At 66.7% G+C, this 19,963-nt stretch carries 17 protein-coding genes and 1 pseudogene; 8 read left to right on the top strand and 10 right to left on the bottom strand.

Translation table 11 applies throughout. The features are described from left to right. The 4 genes and pseudogenes from Q0Q36_RS22900 to Q0Q36_RS22885 form a co-directional block, all read left to right on the top strand. Positions 1 to 182 (top strand): ATP-binding protein (locus Q0Q36_RS22900; protein WP_293801780.1); only part of this gene is annotated, 182 nt, incomplete at its 5' end. A 284-nt stretch (positions 183 to 466) separates the two neighbouring features. Next, a pseudogene (locus tag Q0Q36_RS22895) lies at positions 467 to 1,372 on the top strand (YifB family Mg chelatase-like AAA ATPase); the annotation flags it as partial. Between the two features lie 93 nt (positions 1,373 to 1,465). Beyond that, complete coding sequence (locus tag Q0Q36_RS22890) at positions 1,466 to 3,559, top strand: ATP-binding protein (protein ID WP_293801778.1); 2,094 nt, start codon at positions 1,466 to 1,468, stop codon at positions 3,557 to 3,559. Positions 3,560 to 3,760: 201 nt separating this feature from the next. Beyond that, entirely contained in the window at positions 3,761 to 4,612 is an 852-nt protein-coding gene (locus tag Q0Q36_RS22885) for a GNAT family N-acetyltransferase (protein ID WP_293801776.1), read from the top strand. A gap of 6 nt (positions 4,613 to 4,618) precedes the next feature. Here Q0Q36_RS22885 and Q0Q36_RS22880 read toward each other — a convergent pair whose 3' ends face one another. Genes Q0Q36_RS22880 through Q0Q36_RS22870 form a run of 3 tightly spaced genes read right to left on the bottom strand, consistent with a single transcriptional unit; the run spans position 4,619 to position 7,310 of the window. Continuing rightward, positions 4,619 to 5,485, bottom strand: a complete 867-nt coding sequence (locus Q0Q36_RS22880) for an SDR family oxidoreductase (protein WP_293801774.1) — start codon at positions 5,483 to 5,485, stop codon at positions 4,619 to 4,621. Further along, positions 5,482 to 6,621 carry a tRNA epoxyqueuosine(34) reductase QueG gene (queG, locus tag Q0Q36_RS22875; RefSeq protein ID WP_293801772.1) on the bottom strand — a complete coding sequence of 380 codons (1,140 nt, stop codon included), beginning with the start codon at positions 6,619 to 6,621 and terminating at the stop codon, positions 5,482 to 5,484. The genes Q0Q36_RS22880 and queG overlap by 4 nt, the downstream gene beginning before the upstream one ends. Further along, entirely contained in the window at positions 6,618 to 7,310 is a 693-nt protein-coding gene (locus Q0Q36_RS22870) for a glutathione S-transferase family protein (protein WP_265057356.1), read from the bottom strand. The genes queG and Q0Q36_RS22870 overlap by 4 nt, the downstream gene beginning before the upstream one ends. A gap of 257 nt (positions 7,311 to 7,567) precedes the next feature. Between Q0Q36_RS22870 and Q0Q36_RS22865 the strand changes: the two genes are divergently transcribed. Continuing rightward, positions 7,568 to 8,365 carry an undecaprenyl-diphosphate phosphatase gene (locus tag Q0Q36_RS22865; protein WP_293801770.1) on the top strand — a complete coding sequence of 266 codons (798 nt, stop codon included), beginning with the start codon at positions 7,568 to 7,570 and terminating at the stop codon, positions 8,363 to 8,365. Positions 8,366 to 8,497: 132 nt separating this feature from the next. Here Q0Q36_RS22865 and Q0Q36_RS22860 read toward each other — a convergent pair whose 3' ends face one another. Both Q0Q36_RS22860 and Q0Q36_RS22855 read right to left on the bottom strand, forming a co-directional pair. Next, positions 8,498 to 10,228 carry an MFS transporter gene (locus tag Q0Q36_RS22860; RefSeq protein ID WP_293801769.1) on the bottom strand — a complete coding sequence of 577 codons (1,731 nt, stop codon included), beginning with the start codon at positions 10,226 to 10,228 and terminating at the stop codon, positions 8,498 to 8,500. A gap of 80 nt (positions 10,229 to 10,308) precedes the next feature. Further along, positions 10,309 to 11,217, bottom strand: coding sequence for a sulfite oxidase heme-binding subunit YedZ (locus tag Q0Q36_RS22855; RefSeq protein ID WP_293801767.1), 909 nt, complete (start codon positions 11,215 to 11,217; stop codon positions 10,309 to 10,311). A gap of 98 nt (positions 11,218 to 11,315) precedes the next feature. On the opposite strand from Q0Q36_RS22855, the gene Q0Q36_RS22850 reads away from it, so the two are divergent. Beyond that, positions 11,316 to 11,930 (top strand): HAD-IA family hydrolase, encoded by a 615-nt coding sequence (locus Q0Q36_RS22850; RefSeq protein WP_293801765.1) that lies wholly within the window; start codon positions 11,316 to 11,318, stop codon positions 11,928 to 11,930. Between the two features lie 33 nt (positions 11,931 to 11,963). Here the strand turns inward: Q0Q36_RS22850 and Q0Q36_RS22845 are convergent, their stop codons facing one another. Both Q0Q36_RS22845 and Q0Q36_RS22840 read right to left on the bottom strand, forming a co-directional pair. After that, positions 11,964 to 13,091, bottom strand: coding sequence for a saccharopine dehydrogenase C-terminal domain-containing protein (locus Q0Q36_RS22845; protein WP_293801764.1), 1,128 nt, complete (start codon positions 13,089 to 13,091; stop codon positions 11,964 to 11,966). 178 nt (positions 13,092 to 13,269) lie between these two features. Further along, the gene (locus tag Q0Q36_RS22840; protein WP_199088603.1) at positions 13,270 to 13,713 is read right to left on the bottom strand and encodes an Lrp/AsnC family transcriptional regulator; all 444 of its coding nucleotides are present in this window, start codon (positions 13,711 to 13,713) and stop codon (positions 13,270 to 13,272) included. Between the two features lie 228 nt (positions 13,714 to 13,941). Here Q0Q36_RS22840 and Q0Q36_RS22835 point away from each other — a divergent pair, with 228 nt between their 5' ends. After that, positions 13,942 to 14,439 (top strand): hypothetical protein, encoded by a 498-nt coding sequence (locus tag Q0Q36_RS22835; protein ID WP_293801760.1) that lies wholly within the window; start codon positions 13,942 to 13,944, stop codon positions 14,437 to 14,439. Between the two features lie 60 nt (positions 14,440 to 14,499). Here Q0Q36_RS22835 and Q0Q36_RS22830 read toward each other — a convergent pair whose 3' ends face one another. From Q0Q36_RS22830 to ilvD, 3 genes are all read right to left on the bottom strand, one after another. Then, complete coding sequence (locus Q0Q36_RS22830) at positions 14,500 to 15,435, bottom strand: hypothetical protein (RefSeq protein WP_293801758.1); 936 nt, start codon at positions 15,433 to 15,435, stop codon at positions 14,500 to 14,502. 70 nt (positions 15,436 to 15,505) lie between these two features. Further along, a complete protein-coding gene (locus Q0Q36_RS22825; RefSeq protein WP_293801756.1) occupies positions 15,506 to 16,606 on the bottom strand; it encodes an HPP family protein in 1,101 nt (366 codons plus the stop codon). Positions 16,607 to 16,795: 189 nt separating this feature from the next. After that, positions 16,796 to 18,637 (bottom strand): dihydroxy-acid dehydratase, encoded by a 1,842-nt coding sequence (ilvD, locus tag Q0Q36_RS22820; RefSeq protein WP_293801754.1) that lies wholly within the window; start codon positions 18,635 to 18,637, stop codon positions 16,796 to 16,798. Between the two features lie 202 nt (positions 18,638 to 18,839). Here ilvD and Q0Q36_RS22815 point away from each other — a divergent pair, with 202 nt between their 5' ends. Then, a complete protein-coding gene (locus Q0Q36_RS22815) occupies positions 18,840 to 19,706 on the top strand; it encodes a LysR substrate-binding domain-containing protein (RefSeq protein WP_293801752.1) in 867 nt (288 codons plus the stop codon). The last annotated feature ends 257 nt before the right edge of the window (positions 19,707 to 19,963 follow it).

Below are 19,963 nucleotides of genomic sequence, written 5' to 3'. Positions count from 1 at the left end.
CCGAGCGCCTGACCGGCGCGCTGCTCGATCGCCTGACCCACCACGTCAGCATCCTCGCCATAAACGGCGACAGCTATCGCCTTAGGCAATCCTCCGGCCGCCGGCGTGCCTCCGACACGGCGGAGCAAAACCAGGCCACCCCCGACGAAGCCGATCCCGAAACCGGCGAGATCACACCCTGATCACCTCGGCAGCGCGATATGGCAGGGGCCCCGATCGGGGCCCCTGCCATATCCGCCGATCCACGACGCAAGTGGCCTGCTTTTACTCCGCCGCACTGGCCTGCTTTTGCTCCGCCGTTGACACTAACCCATGCGGAAGCATGATTGGTTACGGGCTGGATATGCGGGGCGTAACGGCCTGCCACAGCGCTTTGAAGTTCAACCCTCTTGGAGAAAGCCTGTACCCGCGACGCGCGCGTCGCGCCTCACGGGGTTGAAGGATGTTTGACGACAATAGTACCCTTGACATGCTGATGAACGGGCCGCCCGGCGCCGGCAAATCGATGCTGGCGAGCCGTCTGCCCTCGATCCTGCCGCCGCTCTCGCCGCGTGAGCTGCTCGAAGTCTCGATGGTCCTGTCCGTTGCCGGCCAGCTTGCCGAGGGCGCGCTGACCGACCGGCGGCCCTTTCGCGCGCCGCATCATTCGGCCTCGATGGCCGCGCTGGTCGGCGGCGGCCTGCAGGCTCGGCCGGGCGAGGTCTCGCTCGCGCATCACGGTGTGCTCTTCCTCGACGAATTGCCGGAATTCCAGCCGCAGGCGCTGGATGCCTTGCGTCAGCCGATAGAGACGGGCGACGTCCTGATCTCGCGCGCCAATCACCGCGTCGTCTATCCAGCGCGCTTCCAGCTTGTCGCCGCGATGAATCCCTGCCGCTGCGGCCGCGCGACCGAACCCGGCTATGCCTGTCGCCGCCAGCCGAACGATCGCTGCATGGCGCAATATCAGGCGCGCGTTTCCGGCCCGCTGCTCGACCGGATCGACATCGCGATCGACGTGCCCGCCGTGACGGCGGCGGATCTGATCCGCCCTGCCGCGGGCGAGAGCTCCGCGACGGTCGCCGCGCGTGTCGCCGCCGCCCGCCGCATCCAGGCAACGCGCTTCGAGGGTCTCGGCCTCGGCCATGTCATGACCAATGCCGCCTGCCCGGTCACCGTGATCGAGGAGGTCGCGCGGCCGGACAATGCCGGGCTCGCGCTGCTGCGGGATGCCGCCGAGGCGCTGCGCCTGACCGCGCGCGCCTATCACCGCGTGCTCAAGGTCGCGCGCACCCTCGCCGATCTCGATGGCGAAGCGAAGGTCGGCCGGCGTCATCTCGCCGAAGCCCTGTCCTATCGGGCGCGTGGCGAGGACCTCGTCCAGGCCGCCTGAGGGTTCAGGGTTAACCGATCCTGCCCCCCGATCGGTCGAATTCGCGGTTTTCCCAGGCGGCTTTTTCAAGGCGATCTGCGTAGATCGGAGGGCATGGCTTCTTCGATCTGGTCATGGCTCGGCCCCGCCCTCGCGGCGCTCCTTCTCCTGACGGCATGGGCCGTCCTCTGGCTGCTGCGCCAGCGCGGCGATCTGCGTCGGCAGGTGACTGCGCTCGTCCATGACGCTGAGGCGCTCAATGACCGGCTCTGGACGCTCGCCGACAGCGAGGAGCGTTACCGCAGCCTGATCGAGGCACAGGGCGATCTGATCGTCCGGCGCGACGGCGCGCGGATCGTCTATGCCAATCGGGCCTACGCCGCCCTGTTCGGCGCTGGGGAGCAGGACCTCGTCGGCAGCGAGATGCTGCTGCCGCAGCTCGCCAGCCGTCCGCTCGTGCTGCTGGAAGGCGGTGCCCGCAGCTTCGACGAATGCCTCGCGACCCATGAGGGCGAGCGCTGGATTTCCTGGATCGAGACCGCCGTGCCCGGTCCCGACGGCCGCACGCTGATCCAGCGCGTCGGCCGCGACATCTCGGCCCGCATTGCCGGGGAGGATGCGCTGGTCGAGGCGCGGGCGCGGGCCGAGGCCGCGAACGAGGCGAAGTCGCGCTTCCTGGCGACGGTCAGCCATGAATTCCGCACGCCGCTCAACGGCATTCTCGGCATGGCCGATCTCCTGACCGATACCGGCCCCGATGCCGAGCAGGCGACCTATGTCGCGGCCTTGCGCACCTCGGGCGAGGCCTTGCTGGCGCTGGTCGACGACATTCTCGACTTCGCCAAGGTCGAGGCCGGCAGGCTGGAACTGGTCGCCGAACCCTTCGACATGGTGCAGCTCGTCGAGACCGTCGCGGAATTGATGGCGCCGCGTGCGCAGGCCAAGGGGCTGGAGCTTGCTGCCCATATCGCGCCGGACCTGCCGGCGCGGCTGGTCGGCGACCGCGACCGCCTGCGGCAGATCCTGCTGAATCTCGTCGGCAATGCCGTGAAGTTCACGGAGGTCGGCGGCGTCGGCCTGAGCCTGGCCCGCGCGGGAGAGTACCTCGAGATCACCGTCGCCGATACCGGGCCGGGTATTCCGGCCGATCGACTCGAGACCATCTTCGGCGAGTTCGAACAGATCGATCATGGCGCCGCCGCGGGGCAGGCCGGCACCGGGCTCGGCCTCGCGATCGTCCGCCGGCTTGCACGCCTGATGGCTGGCGAAGTCTTCGCCGAAAGCCGGCTCGGCGAGGGCGCGACCTTCCGTGTCACACTGCCGCTCGTGACGGCGTTCGACGCGCCGGAGCCGCGGATCCCGCACTGGCCGCAGCATCATGTCCTACTCGTTTCGCCGGCGCCTTTCGCGGCCCGCTTCCTGGCCGAGACGATCCGCCCGACGGGTGCTACTGTCTCCATTGCCGGCACGGTTGAGGCCGCACGCGCAAAACTGGGCGCGCAGAGCACCATCACGGCCGTGTTGGTCGATCATGCGCTTGGCGATATGCCGGCAAAAGAGCTCGCGGAGGCGGTCGCCGCGTCCGGCATTGGCGATTGCCTGATCCTGCTCTCGCCGCATGCGCGCCGGCAGTTCGGATCGCCTCGGGAAGCGGGATTTTCCGGGTTCCTGATCAAGCCGGTGCGGACGCGCTCGCTCTACGAGCGCCTTGGCAATCCGCTCCAGCCTGGGCCTTCGGCTTCCGGCGGGCCGGCCGCGCGCGCTGCGACACTGGTTCGTCAGCCCGGCGCGGGCCTTACGGTGCTGGTCGCCGAGGACAACGAGATCAATGCTTTGCTCGCCACGCGCACGTTGGAGCGTTTCGGCTGCACGGCGATCTGGGCGCGCGACGGGCGCGAGGCCTTGCGGCGGGTCGAGGCCAGTTTTGCCGGCGCTGCCCCGCCGCTAGCCCTCGCTCTCCTCGATGTCCGCATGCCCGTGATGACCGGGCTCGATTGCGCCCGCGCCATCCGCTCGCTGGAGAAGCGCCTGGGCCGTGCTGCGACATTGCCGCTGGTCGCGGTCACGGCGAATGTCTCCGCAGCCGATAAGGCGGCCGCTTTTGCGGCCGGCATGGATGATTGCCTGGCGAAACCACTGGAGCGCGAGGCCCTGCTGCGCTGGCTGGAGCGCCTGTCGCGGGGCTCGGCCGGCAGTCTCACGGCTTGACGACCGTCATCGCTCCGACGCAGTTTCGTCGCGAAGTTGTAAGATCAGCGGAGCAAGCCTACCTCATGCCGGTAGCGGCGGGAGATGAGAGAAGCGATGGCATTGCACGTTTCTGGAAGCAAGAACGCGCTGCCCAGCCGATTTTCAGCCGGCAATCCGTTCTCGCGCTTCGCCCCGTTGATATTGATGAAGGGTGGGGCCATGCGCCGGTCGGGCGCCGAGATCGATGAAACGCCGCCGTTGTCGGGCACGCTCGGACGAATCGGCTCGCTCGAAGTGCGGCTGGCGCGGGGACCGCGCGAGATCTGGCGGGCGCAGCGTCTGCGCTATCGCGTCTTCTACCAGGAAATGTCGGCCAAGCCCGATGTGATCTCGCGGATGTTCCGCCGTGATGCCGATCGCTTCGACAAGGCCTGCGACCATCTTCTCGTGATCGACCACGCTGCGCGCGGCCGCTTCGGCGGCATCAAGCCCAAGGTCGTCGGCACCTATCGCCTGATGCGCCAGAGCGCTGCCGAGCGGCTCGGCGGCTTCTATACCCAGAGCGAGTTCGATCTCGGACCGATGCTGGCGCGCCATCCCGGCGGCCGCTTCCTCGAGCTCGGCCGCTCCTGCGTGCTGAAGCCCTATCGCACCAAGCGGACGGTCGAATTGCTCTGGTCGGGCATCTGGGCCTATCTCCAGCATCACCGCATCGATGCGATGTTCGGCTGCGCCTCCTTCGACGGCACTGACCCCGATGCCCTCGCGCTGCCCTTGAGCTTCCTGCACCATCAGGCGCGCTCGGAGGGCGAGTGGGCCGCGGCGGCGCATACCGACCAGTTCGTCGGTATGGATCGCCTGCCGCCCGAGATGGTGGATGCCAAGCTCGCCCTCAAGCAGTTGCCGCCGCTGATCAAGGGCTACCTGCGCATCGGCGCCCGCTTCGGCACCGGCGCCGTGATCGACCGCCAGTTCGGCACCACCGACGTACTGGTCGTGCTGCCGGTCTCGGCCATCGACAAGCGCTATGCCGACTATTACGGCGGCGAAGGCCCGCGCCACGCGGCCTGAAGCAGGCTATTCGCCGGCCGCCGCCAAGTCGCGGAGCGCCTCGCGATAGGTCGGATAGCGGAAGGCATAGCCGAATTCCCGCTTCACCAGCGCGTTCGAGACGCGCTTGCTCTCGCCATAGAAGCTCGCCGCCATCTGTGAGAGCTTGGCCTGCTCGAACGGGATTTCGGGCGGCGGCGTCAGGCCGGTCAATTCGGCCGCGAAGGTGATGACATCCTGCGGCGGGCCTGGCTCGTCATCGGTGACATTGTAGATCGCGCCCTGGCGCGGCTGCGCCAGCGAGGCCATCAATACGCCCGCGATATCGTCGACATGGATGCGGTTGAAGATCTGTCCGGGCTTGATCAGCCGGTTCGCTGTACCGTTCCGAAGCTTGGTGATGGCGTTGCGGCCGGGGCCATAGATGCCTGACAGGCGGAAGATCTGCACGGGCTTGCCGCTGTCGCGGCCGAGTTGAAGCCAGGCTTCCTCGATATCGACGCGCTGGCGCGTGCGGGCATTGGTCGGAGCCGACGGCGTGTCCTCGCCGATCCAGGCGCCGCCCTGGTCGCCATAGACGCCGATCGTCGAGAGATAGCCGATCCAGCGCAGGTTCGGAGCCGCCATCAGCGCGGCGCGCAACGGCCCGAGAGCTGGGTCGCCATCCTCCGCCGGCTGCACCGAGACCAGCACGGCATCGGCCTCCGCCACAGCCTTGGTCAGCGCCGGCGAGACCGCGAAGCCGCCGAAGACCAGCGTCCGGATGCCATCGCGGCTGAGTTCCGCCGCCTTCTCGGCCGAGCGAACGGTGCCGCTCACCTCCCAGCCCCGCGCCAGCGCTGCGCGCGCGAAGAACCCGGCTGAATAGCCGAGGCCGAGGATCAGGATGTTCATGCGGCATCTTCCGTCTGGGGCAGGAGCGCATGCCATTCGGCGCGCACCTGTGGATCGTTCTCATCGCCAATGCGAGCGATGGCAAGTTGTCGGCCATGATCGACATCGAGCCGGCCCAGCGCCCAGACCGCCATGGCGCGGACGAGCGGCGAAGGATCGGCGAGATGGGGCAGGGCGCTATCTATCAGCTCGGGCCGGCGGCTGTTGCCGATCGCGATCAGCACATTGCGCAGGAAGCGGTCGCGCCCGGTCCGTTTCACCGGCGTCCCCGCGAAGAGCGTGCGGAAGGCAGGATCGTCGAGCCGGGCGAGCGCGGCAAGATCGAGCCCGTCGAGCTCGTCCTTGAGCGCGAGCCGTGTTTCCTGCGCCGCTGCGGCGAACTTGTTCCAGGGGCAGACGGCGAGGCAATCGTCGCAGCCGAAGACGCGGTTGCCGATGCCGGGCCGCAGGCTTGCATCGATATGGCCGGCATGCTCGATGGTGAGATAAGCGATGCAGCGCCGCGCATCGAGCTGGTAGGGCGCGGGAAAAGCATCGGTCGGGCAGATATCGAGGCAGCGCCGGCAGGAGCCGCAATGGTCGCGCTCGGCTTCGTCGGCCGGCAATTCGGCGGTGGTGTAGATCGCTCCCAACAGCAGCCAGGAGCCATGCTCGCGCGAGACCAGGACGGTGTGCTTGCCCTGCCAGCCGAGGCCTGCCGCCTGCGCCAGCGGCTTCTCCATGACGGGGGCAGTATCGACGAAGACCTTGACGTCGGCGCCGCCGCGCGCCGCCAGCAGGCCGGCGACGCTCTTCAGCTTGCCCTTGATGACATCGTGATAGTCGCGCCGACGCGCGTAGAGCGAGATCGCCGCCTTATCGGTCTGAGCCAGGATAGCGAGCGGATCGCCCTCGCCGGCATAGTTCATGCCGAGCATCACGACGGAGCGGACCTCGCTCCAGAGCTGGCGCGGATCGGCGCGCTGATCGCGGCGCTCCTCCATCCAGCCCATCTCGCCCTGATAGCCATTGGCGAGCCAGGTCTCGAGTCGTTCCGGCGCTTGCGGGATCGCATCGGCCGAGGCGACGCGCATCACCGCGAAACCCTCGTCCCGCGCCCGTTCAGAGACGGCGCGCTTGAGCTTCTCGGCGTTCAAAAATCCAGATTGTCGTAATGGGCGCTCGGAGCCATGCCCGGCACACGGTCGCTCAGGAGCGGCCGGAAGCTCGGTCTCGACTTGATCCTCGCATACCATGCGCGAGCCGCCTCATCCTCGTCCCAGGGCACGTCGCCGAGATAGTCGACGCAGGAGAGATGCGCCGCCGCCGCGAGGTCGGCATAGCTCAGCTCGGGGCCCGCGAGCCAGTTCCGCTTGGCCAGCAGCCAGGAGATATAGCGCAGATGATAGCGCACATTGGCGCGTGCCGCGCGGATCGCGCTCATCTCCGGCGGGCCGCCACCCTCGTCGCGGCTCATGAAGCGCTTCATCACCTTTTCCAGCACGAGCGGGCTGGTGATCTCGTCATGGAACTTGATGTTGAACCAGTCGAGCAGGCGGCGCACCTCGACGCGCTCGCCCGGCCCTTCCGGCAGCAGGCGGCGATCGCCGAGCGCGAGGCCTCGCGTCTCGTCGAGATATTCCGCGATCGGCCCGGCGCCGGGCACGGCGAGCCCGTTCTGCTCCTGGAAGACCGGCGTCGTGCCTGCGGTGTTGAGCTCGATGAACTCCCGCCGGCGCTCCCAGACGCGTTCCTCGACCAGTTCGGCCTCCATGCCGAACTCGCTGAGCGCGAGGCGGATGAAACGCGAATGCGGGCATAGCGGATAATGATAAAGGGTCGCCATGGCACTCATGAGGACTGTGAAGCAGGCAAAATGCGACGGAAGCAGGGCCGTCGGGCTTGCGGCGACCCGATAGGCGACGGCGGCTTGCTATAATCATGCCGGAAAAACGCCACAACCCGCGATGACGGCGATGTCCGCAATTTACGAAGCCTGCTTCGCGAAGTGGTAACCAATTTGCAAAGAGCTGGGCGTAAGCCGGCGGCAGGCTGGCGCGGGCCGATGCCCGGGCCGCCTGATTCGCGCGAGGAAAGCCTTCCATGCAGAACCTGATCGAAGCCTTCGTCCTCGGTATCGTCGAGGGCCTCACCGAGTTCCTGCCGGTCTCCTCGACCGGGCATCTGTTGCTGCTAGGCCATTTCCTTGGCTTCGAATCGAACGGCAAGACCTTCGAGGTCCTGGTCCAGCTCGGCGCGATCCTGGCCATCCTGCTGGTCTATTTCCGCCGCCTGCTCGACATCGCCTTGCGCATTCCCAGTGACCCCTCGGCAAGACGCTTCGTCATCGGCGTCCTCATCGCCTTCCTGCCGGCGGCGGTGGTCGGCGCGTTGCTGCACGGCTTCATCAAGGGGGTGTTGTTCAATCCCTTCATCGTCTGCTGCACACTGGTTGCCGGCGGCCTGATCCTGCTCGTCGTCGACGAGCTGGAGCTGCAGGAGAAATATACGGACGCTACCACCTTCCCGCTGCCGATGTACTTCAAGATCGGGCTGATCCAGTGCTTGGCGATGGTGCCCGGCGTGTCGCGCTCGGGCTCGACCATCGTCGGCGCCATGTTGCTCGGCGCCAGCAAGCGCGCCGCGGCCGAGTTCTCCTTCTTCCTGGCCATGCCGACCATGGCGGGCGCCTTCGCCTATGATCTCCTCAAGAGCTACAAGTTCCTGACCTTCAACGACGGCATCCTGATCGTCATCGGCTTCGTCGCCGCCTTTGTCTCGGCGCTGATCGTGGTGCGCAGCTTCCTCGATTTCGTCTCCAAGCGCGGTTTTGCGTTCTTCGCCTGGTGGCGGATCATCGTCGGGCTGGTCGGCTTCGCCGGTCTCTGGATCGTCGGCTGATCAAGGCGGAGATCCGCGCGTCATTCCCGCTCCCGTCATGCTCGCCCTTGTGGCCAGCATCCACCTCTTGAACACTGCTCTCGGTGGAGAAGATGTGGATGGTCGGGGCAAGCCCGACCATGACGGACTGTCTCAGGCCGGCCGCGCGGGGTCGTTGAGCGAGTCGGCGAGCGTCGGCGTCCGGCTCGGCGTCAGTTGCGGCAGCGAGGCCGTCTGACGCTCGATCATGCGGTGGACCACCGGCGGGTTCGGCCCGCTATGCAGCGCGCGGACCTGCTCGCCGATCTCGGCATCGGCTTGGGTGACGCGCTGGTTCTGGCGGACATATTCGACCCAGGTCGGGCTGTCATAGCGCTCGATCCAGAGCGTCGGATCGGTCAGGTCGCGCAGCAGCGTCCAGTGCCGGGCGCCATCGCGGCGGCGGATGCGCCGGCGCTCCGCCATCACCGTCAGGAAGGCGACGACGTCCTCGGGCTTGATGATGTATTCGATGGTCACGATCACCGGGCCGGAGCGCGGCTCGATATCGACCGCGACCTTGGGTTCGCGCCAGCGGCTGAGCGGATCGAGATTGAGCTCCTCGAGCGGCGGCAGGCGGTAGCGCAGACCCATCACCGCACCGGCGAGCAGAACGGTGGCCGACATCAGCAGCGCCTTCTCGACGCCGAAATGCTGGGCCGAGCGGCCCCAGGCCCAACTGCCCATCGCCATGCCGCCGAAGGTCGCCATCTGGTACATCGCCAGCGCCCGGCCGACGACCCAGCGCGGCGCGGAGAGCTGCACCGTCGCGTTGAAGGTCGAGAGTGCCAGCACCCAGCAGGCACCGCAAACGCACAGGCCCGCCATGGCCAGCCAGATCGTCTTGCTGAAGGCGATGAGCGTGACGCCGCAGGCATAGGCGATGAAGGTCGAACGGACGAGCGCCTCCGTGCTCATCGCCCGGCGCAAGCGCGCGCTCATGAAAGCGCCTCCAACGGCGCCAGCACCGAACGCGCCGAGCAGCACGCCGTACGTCAGCGGGCCGCCGCGCACGAGATCGCGCGCGATCAGCGGCAGCAGTGCTAGCCCCACGATCGCTCCGAAGCCGTAGACGAAGGCGCGCAGCGTGACGGTGCGGATATTCGGGGACATCGCGACATAGCGAATGCCCGCGCCCATCGCGATCAGCAGCGTCTCGCGCGGCAGCAGGCGCTCGACCTTCGGCGGCGACCAGCGCGCCAGCACGATCAGCAGCGGGATATAGCTGACCGCATTGATGGCGAAGGCGGCGACGGCCCCCGCCGCCGCGACGATCGCGCCGCCGATCGCAGGGCCGACGCTGCGGGCGATGTTGAAGGCGACGCTGTTCAGCGTCACCGCGGCCGGCACGTCGCGGCGCGGAACCATGTCGCCGACCGAGGATTGCCAGGCGGGATTGTTGAGCGCCGTGCCGCAGCCGATCAGGAAGGTGAAGGTCAGCAGCAGCCAGGGTGTGATCAGGCCGAACCAGGCGCAGATCGCAAGTCCGATCGAGACCACCAGCATGAAGGCCTGGGCGATCAGCAGAATCCGGCGTCGGTCGTAATTATCGGCGATGGCGCCGGCCGCCAGCGAGAACAGCATCACGGGCAAGGTCGTCGAGGCCTGGACCAGCGCCACCAGCTCGGCCGAGGGTGAGATCGAGGCCATCATCCAGGAGGCGCCGACCGATTGCACGAGGCCGCCGAAATTCGAGGCGAGGCTGGCGAACCAGACGGCGCGGAAGATCGGCTGTTGTAATGGAACGAAGGGCGAAACCCGAGCCTGCGAGGGCTTGATGCCCTCCGAAGCGAGCTCGGCTTCTACGACATCGGCCGTGGGCTGGGCGTGCTGGTCGTCAGGCATGTCATAGGGTTAGAGCATGAGTGCTGGAGGGGGAAACCCTTTCCATCTGGAAGATGTCGAAACTTGGAAAGTTTTTCTTTTCACGCCGCGCGGGCAGCAGCGGTCTGGCGTGCCTGCCGGGGCGGGCGGGCCTTGCGGGCGCGCAGGCCATGGCCGAGCGTCACAGCGAGCCCGGCGAGCGCGACCCAATGCGCCGGCCGGATCGAGGCGTAGTCCTGATAGATCAGGATGTCGGCATTGGCCTGGAAGACGAGCCAGGCCGAGACGCCCGATGTCACCGCATACCAGCCGGCTTCGAGGCATGCTGTGAGCAGTCCCGCGAGAAGCGCCGTGCCGGCAAGGACCGGCATCGAGATCGGCAGCTTCCAGCGATACAGGCCGCGATAGAGCAGGAGGAGGATGAAAAGTCCGCTCATCAGCACCGGCTCGGTGACGTCGATCTTCGATTGCAGCGCGAAATGCAGCAGCGCCAGCAGCGCGATCGGATAGACGAGATTGTGCAGGCGCTGCCAGTTCTTGCCGAGCCGGCGGATCATGCCGTCGGTCGAAGTGGCGCCCAGCGCGACGAGGCCGAGAAGCGCGACGAAGCCGATCGTCAGGTAGAAGCGCTTGACGATCTCGGAGACGACCAGCCCCCAGTCGAAGGCCATGTCGATGCAGTAGAGCGCGAGATGGCCGAGCGCATAGGCCATGACGCCGAGGCCGAGCATGCGGCGGATGCCGATCAGCTTGCTCCAGTCGAACAGCCGCCGGAATGGCGAGACCGCCAGCGTGGCGATGAGGATCCGCACCGTCCAGTCCCCGGTCTGGTGGATCGCCTGGGTCCAAGGCTTCGAGCCGAGCTGGTGCATCCAGGCGGCGTGGAGCAGCATCAGCGCCGGCACGAAGAGCAGTGCGAAGGCGGTAGCCCGTAAGGCCGAGAGCCGCCCCTGCCGGTCGGTCCATGGCAGCCATGTCCGCAGAGGACGGTTTTCTGTGCGCGTGCTCATGACCCCGGCATAGACGATGGGGTCCACCCCTGTCCTGCACATCTGGACACAAGGGCGTGAATGGGTTGTCCTGCCGGCCCTTTCAACCGAGTACGACCATGGCTTCCAGCACCCCCACCGTCGTCTTCGATGTCGGCAACGTCCTGCTGCGCTGGGATGCCCGATTGATCTATCGCTCGCTGATCCCGGAGCCCGAGCGGCTCGACTGGTTCATGCAGAACATCTGCACCGGCGACTGGAATCTGGAGCAGGATCGCGGCCGCTCCTGGGAGGAGGGCGTGGCGCTGCTGGTCAAGCAACACCCGGAATGGGAGCGGGAGATCCGCGCCTTCGACGAGAGCTGGCACGACAGCGTGCCCCATACCATCGCCGACAGCGTCGCGGTGCTGGAGGAATTGAAGGGGCAAGGCGAGAAGGTCTACGCCATCACCAATTTCTCGCGCGAGAAATGGGCGGAATGCCTGATCCGCTTCCCGTTCCTGCAGAGCTTCGATGGCGTCGTGGTTTCAGCGCATGAGCGGCTCTTGAAGCCGGAACGCGCGATCTACGAGGTGCTGTTCGATCGCTACGGCCTGAAGGCCGGGGACTGCATCTTCGTCGATGACAGCAAGAAGAACGTGGCGGGGGCCCGCGCCGCCGGCATGCGGGCCGTCCATTTCGTCGAGCCCATCGACCTGCGCGCCGAATTGCGCTGTCTGGGCGTCAGGCTCTGACGGGCAGAGCCTGACCGGGGAAGGCGCGGGCGCTCAGGCGGCGCTCTTGATCGCGACGGTCGGCACGAGGCCGGCGGCATCGACGCCGCGGGCCTCGCCGACCAGCCGGGCGCCGGCCTTGGTCGCGAGGAAATCGGCGAGAACGGCGTCTTCCTGGCGCACGAAGCCCTTGGCGGGCAGCTTGCCAGCGAGGAAGAGCTCGACCATCGCGACGCAGCCGGCGGCGGTGGTGAGCTGGATCGCGCCGAGCTCGTCATTGCCGTCATAGCGCAGCACGACGCTCTCCTCCTCGAGACGGCCGCGGCGCTCGCCGACGCCGGTCACGAAGATCACGACCACGTCCTTGCGGGTGAAGGGCGCGGAATGCGTCAGGATGCGGCGCAAGGTCTCGCGGTCGTCGGCGAGGTCGAGGTCGCGCAGCAGGAGCTTCATGATCTCGGCATGGCCGGGATAGCGCAGCGTCTTGTAGCTCATGTTGCGCACCTTGCCGGCGAGCGTCTCGGTCAGCGTACCGAGGCCGCCCGAGGTATTGAACGCCTCGTAGGCGACGCCGTCGATCATCACGCTCTCGATGCCTTCCAGCGCCGGCACCAGGGTCGGCTGGCCGTCGAAGACGATCTCGCAGGGGTTGCAGTACTCGTTGATCAGGCCATCGACCGACCAGGTCACGTTGTAGCGCAGCGCATTGGTCGGATAGAGCGGCAGCGCGCCGACGCGCATCTTGATGGCGCGGACGTTCTCGAAGCGCGCGGCCATATCGGCGCCGAGGATGCAGATGAAGCCGGGGGCCAGGCCGCATTGCGGGACGAGCGCGACATCGGAGGTCTCGCCGAGCTCCTTGATATAGGCGGTGGTGGCGACGTCCTCGGTCAGGTCGAAATAATGGGTCTTGGTCTCGGCCGCGACCTTGGCGATGCCCTTGTTGAGGAAATACGGGCAGGCGCTGACGACGATATCGCGGTCCTTGAGGAAGGCGCGCAGCGCGTCGAGATTCGCGGCATCGACGGTTTCGGTAGCAAAGCGGCCGTCAGCAGCGTGCTTGAGCTGGGCGGCAGAGGCGTCGGCCAGCGTTACCTGATGGCCCTGCTCGGCCAGCATGCCGGCGATGATGACGCCGATCTGGCCGGCGCCGAGCACGGCAATGCGCTTCTGGATGGTCATCTTGCGATCTCCTGGTGGGTGTCGGGTCGGCCAGGAGCCTCCCCCTCGACGCGGATCATCGCCGCAAGCTGCGCAGGCTTTAACGGACGGATCGTCGAAGGAATGGGTTATGATGCTGCAATTCGATGGGATATGAGAGAAGGCGACGGGAAACCTCTGAGGCCTCGCGCCGACGCCTTCAGCGTTCGAATTTGCGGGCCAGAATCACGGAGGAGGTGGTCCGGCGCACGCCTTCCATCTCCGCGATCCAATCGATGATCGTATCGAGATCGCTGGAGGTCTCGCACTCGATCTTCACCGAAAGATCGAAATGCCCGCTCAGCGTGTGGCATTGCACGATTTCCGGTCGCTTCTTCAGTGCTGCGACCACGCCGCCCTGCTGTTTCATCTCCAATTCGATCAGGATCAGCGCTGAGATCGTGGTCGCCGGCCGGCTCGCCTTGCCGAGGATCGTGGTGTAGCCGGCGATCACGCCGTCCCGCTCGAGCCGGCTGAGCCGTCCCTGTGCCGTCGCCCGGGAGACGCCGAGCTGCTTGGCGATCTCGGACAGTGGCAGGCGGGCATTCTCGGTGAGGATGCGGATGAGCTCGCGGTCTTTCGCGGCGTCTGACGGCCGTGCCATGTCGTCTCCAGCGGTTCGGTGGGCCATCATATAGCAGGGAAACGGCGTCTTATCGCAAGGGCGCGGCCAGCGAGTTTGTTTTCCGCGGCGCTTACGAAACGGAAATCTGCCCGAAAAGGAACATCTTGTGATCGGAAGCATTGCTCACGCGCCGGAGGGGCTTGCTTCGGGGCGCAAATCGGAGTGGCATGCCGGTCGGCGGCAGCACGCTTTGCCATGGAGAACGCCATGTTCAGGACTCTCATTCTCGCATCCGCATCGGCCTTCGCGCTTGTCTCCTTCTCCGTGGCGCCGGCTTCGGCGCTGACGATGAAGGAATGCAGCGTCAAGTATCAGGACGCCAAGAAGGCCAATACGCTGAAGGGCCAGAAGTGGAACGACTTCCGCAAGGCTCAGTGCGGCGACGACGACGCCAATGATGATGAGGCCGCGGCTGCGATGCCGGCCGAGCCGGCGAAGCCTGCCGCTGCCGCGCCCGCCGCTTCGGCCACGGCTGCTGCCCCGGCCGCCAAGCCCGCCGCGATGCCGGCCGGTAAGGCGAAGGCAGCCGTCTTCCCGAAGGCCGTGTCGCAGAAGTATTCGAGCGAGACCGCCGGCAAGGCGCGTCTCAAGACCTGCGTCGATCAGTACAACGCCAACAAGGCGGCTAACGCCAATGGCGACCTGAAGTGGATCGAGAAGGGCGGCGGCTACTGGAGCCAGTGCAACACCAAGCTGAAGGGTTGATCCTCGGCTGGATCGTGGTTTCTCGGAACGCCGCACCGGAAGGTGCGGCGTTTTCCGTTTCTAGAGCGATTGCGACGGGCGCGAGCCGGAATCGGTCGGCCGGCTCGGCGTCGGATTGTCCGGTCTCTGGCTTTTGCCGATCATCTCGCCGCGGGTGCGGATGACATGCGCCGTCACGACCTCCTGGACCCGCTTCTCGGCGGCGTCGCGCACGGCGCTACGATTGGCCGGCCGGCCGTCCTCGGTCTCGATCAGTTCTATCGTGGCATTGGTCAGGGCGTCGACATCGCCCTTGCAGAACAGCATCGCGGCCTTGGCGACGACCTCGGCCTTCTCGTCGGTGAGCAGCATCGGCGCGCCCTCGCGGCCGATGCAGGCGAGCATCTTGCTGCGGATGAGGTCGCGGGTCTTCTCCAGCAGCACCTTCTTCTCGGCCCGCGCCACCCGTTCCTTCTCCGTCGCCTCGGGCGTCTGAGCCTGGACGGGCGCGCCGGGTGTGACCGGGCCGCGCACATTGGCGCTCTGCTTCACGCACTCGACCAGCGCCGGCAGCATCTCGCCGGTCGAGGTCAGCGCGAAGGTATAGCGCGCGTCATTGGCGACCAGTTCGAGATAGCGCCCCTGCCGGAAGGCATTGATCAGGGCGGATTGCGCGGGCATGGCGATAGTGACGAGGGTCGGCGACTTGATGTTGGCGGTCACGTCGATGGTCGAGCTGCGGTCGAAGACGAGCTGCAGCTTGAGCGTCTCGCCGGTTCTGAGCCTCCATTCCGGCTTCGTGAAGCCAAGCAGCCAGGAGAATTGCGCGGTCACTGAGGTCAGCATCGTGACGCCGCTCTTATAGCGGGCGCTGACGGCGCAATGCGAGAAGGCGCCGGTCTGGTCGTTGGTGAAGGTACCGCCGGACCAGTTGCCGACGACGATCTTGCCGAACGGGCCGGCAGCAGCGGCCGGCAGCGATAGAAGACAGCTCAGGGCGACGATCGCGGCCCGCATCAAGTTTCCTCCGTTGAGACCCGCTTCAAGGCTAAAGCAGGAGGACGGCAGAGGGGAACCCGCTTTTTCGTCAGGCCGCCTCGCGCCGCAGCGGGCGCAGCAGCACGGCGAGGAGGTCGCTCTGGCTGACGAGGCCGACCAGCCGCTCCTCGTCGTCAGCCACGATCACGGCGTGATGGCGGCCATCGGTGAGGGCGGCGATGAGGTTCACGGCCGGCTCTTCGGGGCGTGCGATCACGGCGGGGGACATCACGTCGCGGACGCGCGGGCCCGGCTGGGCGAGCTCGCGCAGGCCGACCGTGCCGAGCACCCGGTTCTCGTGGTCGACGACCGGCAACGTCCGCACCGCATGGTGGAGCAGCAAACGGCGGGCGGTCTCGATATCGTCGTGCTGGTCGACCCGGATCAGGTCGCGGGACATGATATCGGCGCAGCGCGGCAGGTCGCGCTTGCGGGCGAGCGCGTGCAGTTCGACGCGCCGCAGCAGCCGGTCGAGATCCTCGCGGTCGATGTCGAAGGCCTCGCCGACATCGTTCAGCGCAGCGTCGATATCGGCTTCGGTGAAGCCGACGCGCTGTGCGGAGGGCGGGTCCTTCGTCCCGTGAGCGTTTGCCGGCGCCTGCGCGCGATGCGGATAGCTATGGCTGGAGAAACGGTGGAAGGCGATGCCGAGCAGGGTCAGCACCAGCGCATTGAGCCCGACCGGGATGAAGGCGAAGCCGAGCCCGTAGGCCGCGACGGCCGGCCCGCCGAGCGCGGCGGTCAATGCCGCCGCTCCACCCGGCGGATGCAGGCAGCGCAGTAGCGACATTGCCGCGATCGCGAGCGCGACCGCACATCCCGCCGCCACCGCTGGCTCTGGCACATAGCGGCTGACGAGAAGGCCGATCAGGGCGGAGACGGTGTTGCCGCCGACGATCGACCAGGGTTGAGCCAGCGGGCTCGACGGGATCGCGAAGAGCAGCAGCGCCGAAGCGCCCATCGGTGCCACGAGGAGCGGCAGATGTGGGTCGTTGCCGAGCAGCAGGCTGCAGATCAGCCCGGTCGCGCCGACGCAGACAAGCGCACCGACGCAGGCAACCAGACGGTCGCGCCAGGTCGCGCCGGCCAGGATCGGCACGAAGAGCCGGAAATGCGAGCGCTTCGGAGAGGAAGGAGGAACGGAGCTCATGACGCCGATTGGGCTGCTTAAATATATGGCAGGCTCAATAGGCGGATCGTGATTGGCGGGGCAATGCTATTCTGCCCTCAGGCCGGCCGCTTTTCTGCAAAGGGTAGAAACGTCTTTTCGCGCGCCGGGAGCGGAGAATTTCGATCTAGCGAAGTCGCCCGGCCTGAACGGCCGGGCGACTTGTCGTAATTAGTCGACGACGCGCACCGCGCCCTTGGCGGCGCTGGTGGTCGTCGCGGCGTAGGCTTTCAGCGCGGTCGAGACCTTGCGCTTGCGCGGCGCAGCCGGCTTCCAGGCATCCTTGCCCTTGGCCTCCATCGCCGCACGGCGGCGTTCCAGCTCCTCGTCGGAGACCTGAAGCGAGATGGTGCGGTTGGGGATATCGATCGCGATGATGTCGCCGCTCTCGACCAGGCCGATCGCGCCGCCTTCTGCCGCTTCCGGCGAGACATGGCCGATTGAGAGGCCGGACGAACCGCCGGAGAAGCGCCCATCGGTGACCAGCGCGCAGGCCTTTCCGAGCCCCTTCGATTTCAGATAGCTCGTCGGATAGAGCATTTCCTGCATGCCCGGCCCGCCGCGCGGCCCCTCATAGCGGATCAGCACGATATCGCCTTCCTTGACCTTGCGGTTGAGGATGCCGTCGACCGCCGCGTCCTGGCTCTCGAAGATCACGGCCGGGCCCGAGAATTTCAGGATCGAGGCATCGACGCCCGCCGTCTTCACGATGCAGCCGTCGAGCGCGATATTGCCGAACAGCACGGCAAGACCGCCATCCTTCGAATAGGCATGCTCGGCGCTGCGGATCACGCCCTTCTCGCGATCGGCGTCGAGTTCGGCGAAGCGCCGGTCCTGGCTGAACGCGGTCTGGGTCGGCACGCCGCCGGGCGCTGCGCTATAGAAGGAGCGAACCGCTTCGCTCTGGGTCTGCGTGATGTCCCAGCGCGTCAGCGCGTCCGCCATCGTTGCACTATGGACGGTCGGCAGCGAGGTATCGATCAGCCCGGCGCGGTCGAGCTCGCCGAGGATCGCCATGATGCCGCCGGCGCGGTGGACGTCTTCCATATGCACGTCGGCGACGGCCGGCGCGACCTTGCACAGCACGGGCACGCGGCGCGACAGCCGGTCGATATCGGCCATGGTGAAGTCGATCTCGGCCTCATGCGCTGCCGCCAGCAGGTGCAGCACCGTGTTGGTCGAGCCGCCCATGGCGATGTCGAGCGTCATCGCGTTCTCGAAGGCCTTGAACGAGCCGACATTGCGCGGCAGCACGCTCTCGTCGTCCTGCTCGTAATAGCGGCGGGCGAGATCGACGATCAGATGGCCGGCCTCGACGAAGAGGCGCTTGCGGTCGGCATGGGTGGCGAGCGTCGAGCCGTTGCCCGGCAAAGCGAGGCCCAGTGCCTCGGTCAGGCAGTTCATCGAATTGGCCGTGAACATGCCCGAGCAGGAGCCGCAGGTCGGGCAGGCCGAGCGCTCGATCACGTCGACCTGCTCGTCCGTGTACTTGTCGTCGGCCGCCGCGATCATCGCGTCGACGAGGTCGACCTTCTTGAGCACGCCTTCGGCGATGAACTTGCCGGCCTCCATCGGCCCGCCCGAGACGAAGACGGTTGGGATATTCAGGCGCATCGAGGCCATCAGCATGCCGGGCGTGATCTTGTCGCAATTGGAGATGCAGACCATCGCGTCGGCGCAATGCGCATTGACCATGTACTCGACGCTGTCGGCGATCAGTTCGCGCGAGGGCAGGCTGTAAAGCATGCCGTCATGGCCCATCGCGATGCCGTCATCGACCGCGATCGTGTTGAACTCCTTGGCGACGCCACCGGCCTTCTCGATCTCGCGCGCCACCAATTGGCCCAGGTCCTGGAGATGGACATGGCCCGGCACGAACTGGGTGAAGGAGTTCACCACCGCGACGATCGGCTTGCCGAAATCGCTGTCCTTCATGCCGGTGGCGCGCCACAGGCCGCGGGCGCCGGCCATGTTGCGGCCATGGGTGGAGGTGGCGGATCTCAAGCGAGGCATTGCTAAGCGTCTCCGGTCTCGGGCTCGGATTTGTCCCGTTGGCGATACGCTATCGCCCACGCGCCCTGCGACAAAATTGAATTCTTCGATTTCCATGATCGGCGTCGCGCATGGCGGCTCCCGGCCCGGCCTAGAGGACAGATGGTTTCCGAATTGCCATAACGGCTCTCGCCTGTTGGCTATGAGGTGAGGACGCCGCGCCATGCTGCGCAATATCGACGTCGACCTGCTGCGCAGCTTCGTCACGGTCGCGGAGCTCAGGAGCTTCACGCGCGCTGCCGCTGGGCTGTTCCGCAGCCAATCGACCGTCAGCTCCCAGATCCGCCGCCTGGAGGAGCTGGCCGGTCAGACCCTGCTGCAGCGCTCGCCCCACGAAGTTCTTCTCACGCGCGCGGGCGAACAGTTCCTTGGCTATGCCCGCCGCATCGTCGCACTGCATGACGAGGCGCTCGACGTCATCAATGCCCAGAGCGTCAGCGGCCGGGTCCGGCTCGCGGTGATGGACGACTACGCTACCATCGTCCTGCCGGAGACACTGGCGCGCTTCGCCCGCTCGCACCCGGATGTCGAACTGGAAGTCACGACCGGCTTCACCCGCGATCTCCTGAACAGTCTCGGCGAGGAGTTCGACCTGGTGCTCGCGACCCAGAAGGCCGGAGACGGGCGCGGTGAGGTGCTGCGCAAGGAGCAGACAGCCTGGGCCTGCTCGGATCGCATCACCTTCACGCTTGAAGAGCCGTTGCAGCTCGCCCTCCTGAAGGCGCCCAACATGTTTCGCGAATGGGCCCTCGCCGCCTTGAACGAAACTGGGTTGAGCTGGCGGGTCCTGTTCTCGTCATCCAGCATCGGCGCCGTCGAGGCGATGGCGGCTTCCGGCGTGGCGCTGACGGTGGTCAAAGCAGGCACGGCGCGTCCTGGGCTGCAATTGCTGGGGGCCGAGCACGGACTGCCGGCCCTGCCGGCATCCGAGATCGCGCTGCATCTGGCACCGGGGCGTGCATCGGCTGCCGTCGCGGCGCTGAGCGCCTTCCTGGCGGAGGCTCTGAGCGATGGGGCTTCTCTGTCCTGAGACCGCGTCCGACAGGGCCTTTCCAGCGGCCTTGGGGCAGGGCAGCCTGAAAGGGGCCGGTGAAAGGGTCCGGAAATCGGTCCGACAGCAGCCCATTCGAGGTTCCGGACTTATCCTTTCGTCTTAAGTCTCTGGATTTATTGCAGAACTCATTTTTGTCGAAAAACTTTCAAAAAGCGCGTTGACAGGAGAAAGGGGTCCCGCCTATAAACCGCCCATCGAGACGGCGCCGCCGCTGAGCGGCGCCTCTTCTGCGC

The organism is uncultured Allobosea sp., from assembly GCF_945957345.1.
In the GTDB taxonomy this organism is placed as follows: domain Bacteria; phylum Pseudomonadota; class Alphaproteobacteria; order Rhizobiales; family Beijerinckiaceae; genus Allobosea.
The sequence above is the reverse complement of the archived record's forward strand: the minus strand, read 5'-3'. Positions and strand labels throughout refer to the sequence as shown.

What these genes read in the sequence shown, in the direction of transcription:
- Q0Q36_RS22890 (WP_293801778.1), top strand. Translation starts at nt 1,466, where the DNA reads ATGGCTTCTTCGATCTGGTCATGGCTCGGCCCCGCCCTCGCGGCGCTC.
- Q0Q36_RS22885 (WP_293801776.1), top strand. Translation starts at nt 3,761, where the DNA reads ATGCGCCGGTCGGGCGCCGAGATCGATGAAACGCCGCCGTTGTCGGGC.
- Q0Q36_RS22880 (WP_293801774.1), bottom strand. Translation starts at nt 5,485, where the DNA reads ATGAACATCCTGATCCTCGGCCTCGGCTATTCAGCCGGGTTCTTCGCG.
- Q0Q36_RS22870 (WP_265057356.1), bottom strand. Translation starts at nt 7,310, where the DNA reads ATGGCGACCCTTTATCATTATCCGCTATGCCCGCATTCGCGTTTCATC.
- Q0Q36_RS22865 (WP_293801770.1), top strand. Translation starts at nt 7,568, where the DNA reads ATGCAGAACCTGATCGAAGCCTTCGTCCTCGGTATCGTCGAGGGCCTC.
- Q0Q36_RS22860 (WP_293801769.1), bottom strand. Translation starts at nt 10,228, where the DNA reads ATGCCTGACGACCAGCACGCCCAGCCCACGGCCGATGTCGTAGAAGCC.
- Q0Q36_RS22855 (WP_293801767.1), bottom strand. Translation starts at nt 11,217, where the DNA reads ATGAGCACGCGCACAGAAAACCGTCCTCTGCGGACATGGCTGCCATGG.
- Q0Q36_RS22850 (WP_293801765.1), top strand. Translation starts at nt 11,316, where the DNA reads ATGGCTTCCAGCACCCCCACCGTCGTCTTCGATGTCGGCAACGTCCTG.
- Q0Q36_RS22845 (WP_293801764.1), bottom strand. Translation starts at nt 13,091, where the DNA reads ATGACCATCCAGAAGCGCATTGCCGTGCTCGGCGCCGGCCAGATCGGC.
- Q0Q36_RS22840 (WP_199088603.1), bottom strand. Translation starts at nt 13,713, where the DNA reads ATGGCACGGCCGTCAGACGCCGCGAAAGACCGCGAGCTCATCCGCATC.
- Q0Q36_RS22835 (WP_293801760.1), top strand. Translation starts at nt 13,942, where the DNA reads ATGTTCAGGACTCTCATTCTCGCATCCGCATCGGCCTTCGCGCTTGTC.
- Q0Q36_RS22830 (WP_293801758.1), bottom strand. Translation starts at nt 15,435, where the DNA reads ATGCGGGCCGCGATCGTCGCCCTGAGCTGTCTTCTATCGCTGCCGGCC.
- Q0Q36_RS22825 (WP_293801756.1), bottom strand. Translation starts at nt 16,606, where the DNA reads ATGAGCTCCGTTCCTCCTTCCTCTCCGAAGCGCTCGCATTTCCGGCTC.
- ilvD (WP_293801754.1), bottom strand. Translation starts at nt 18,637, where the DNA reads ATGCCTCGCTTGAGATCCGCCACCTCCACCCATGGCCGCAACATGGCC.
- Q0Q36_RS22815 (WP_293801752.1), top strand. Translation starts at nt 18,840, where the DNA reads ATGCTGCGCAATATCGACGTCGACCTGCTGCGCAGCTTCGTCACGGTC.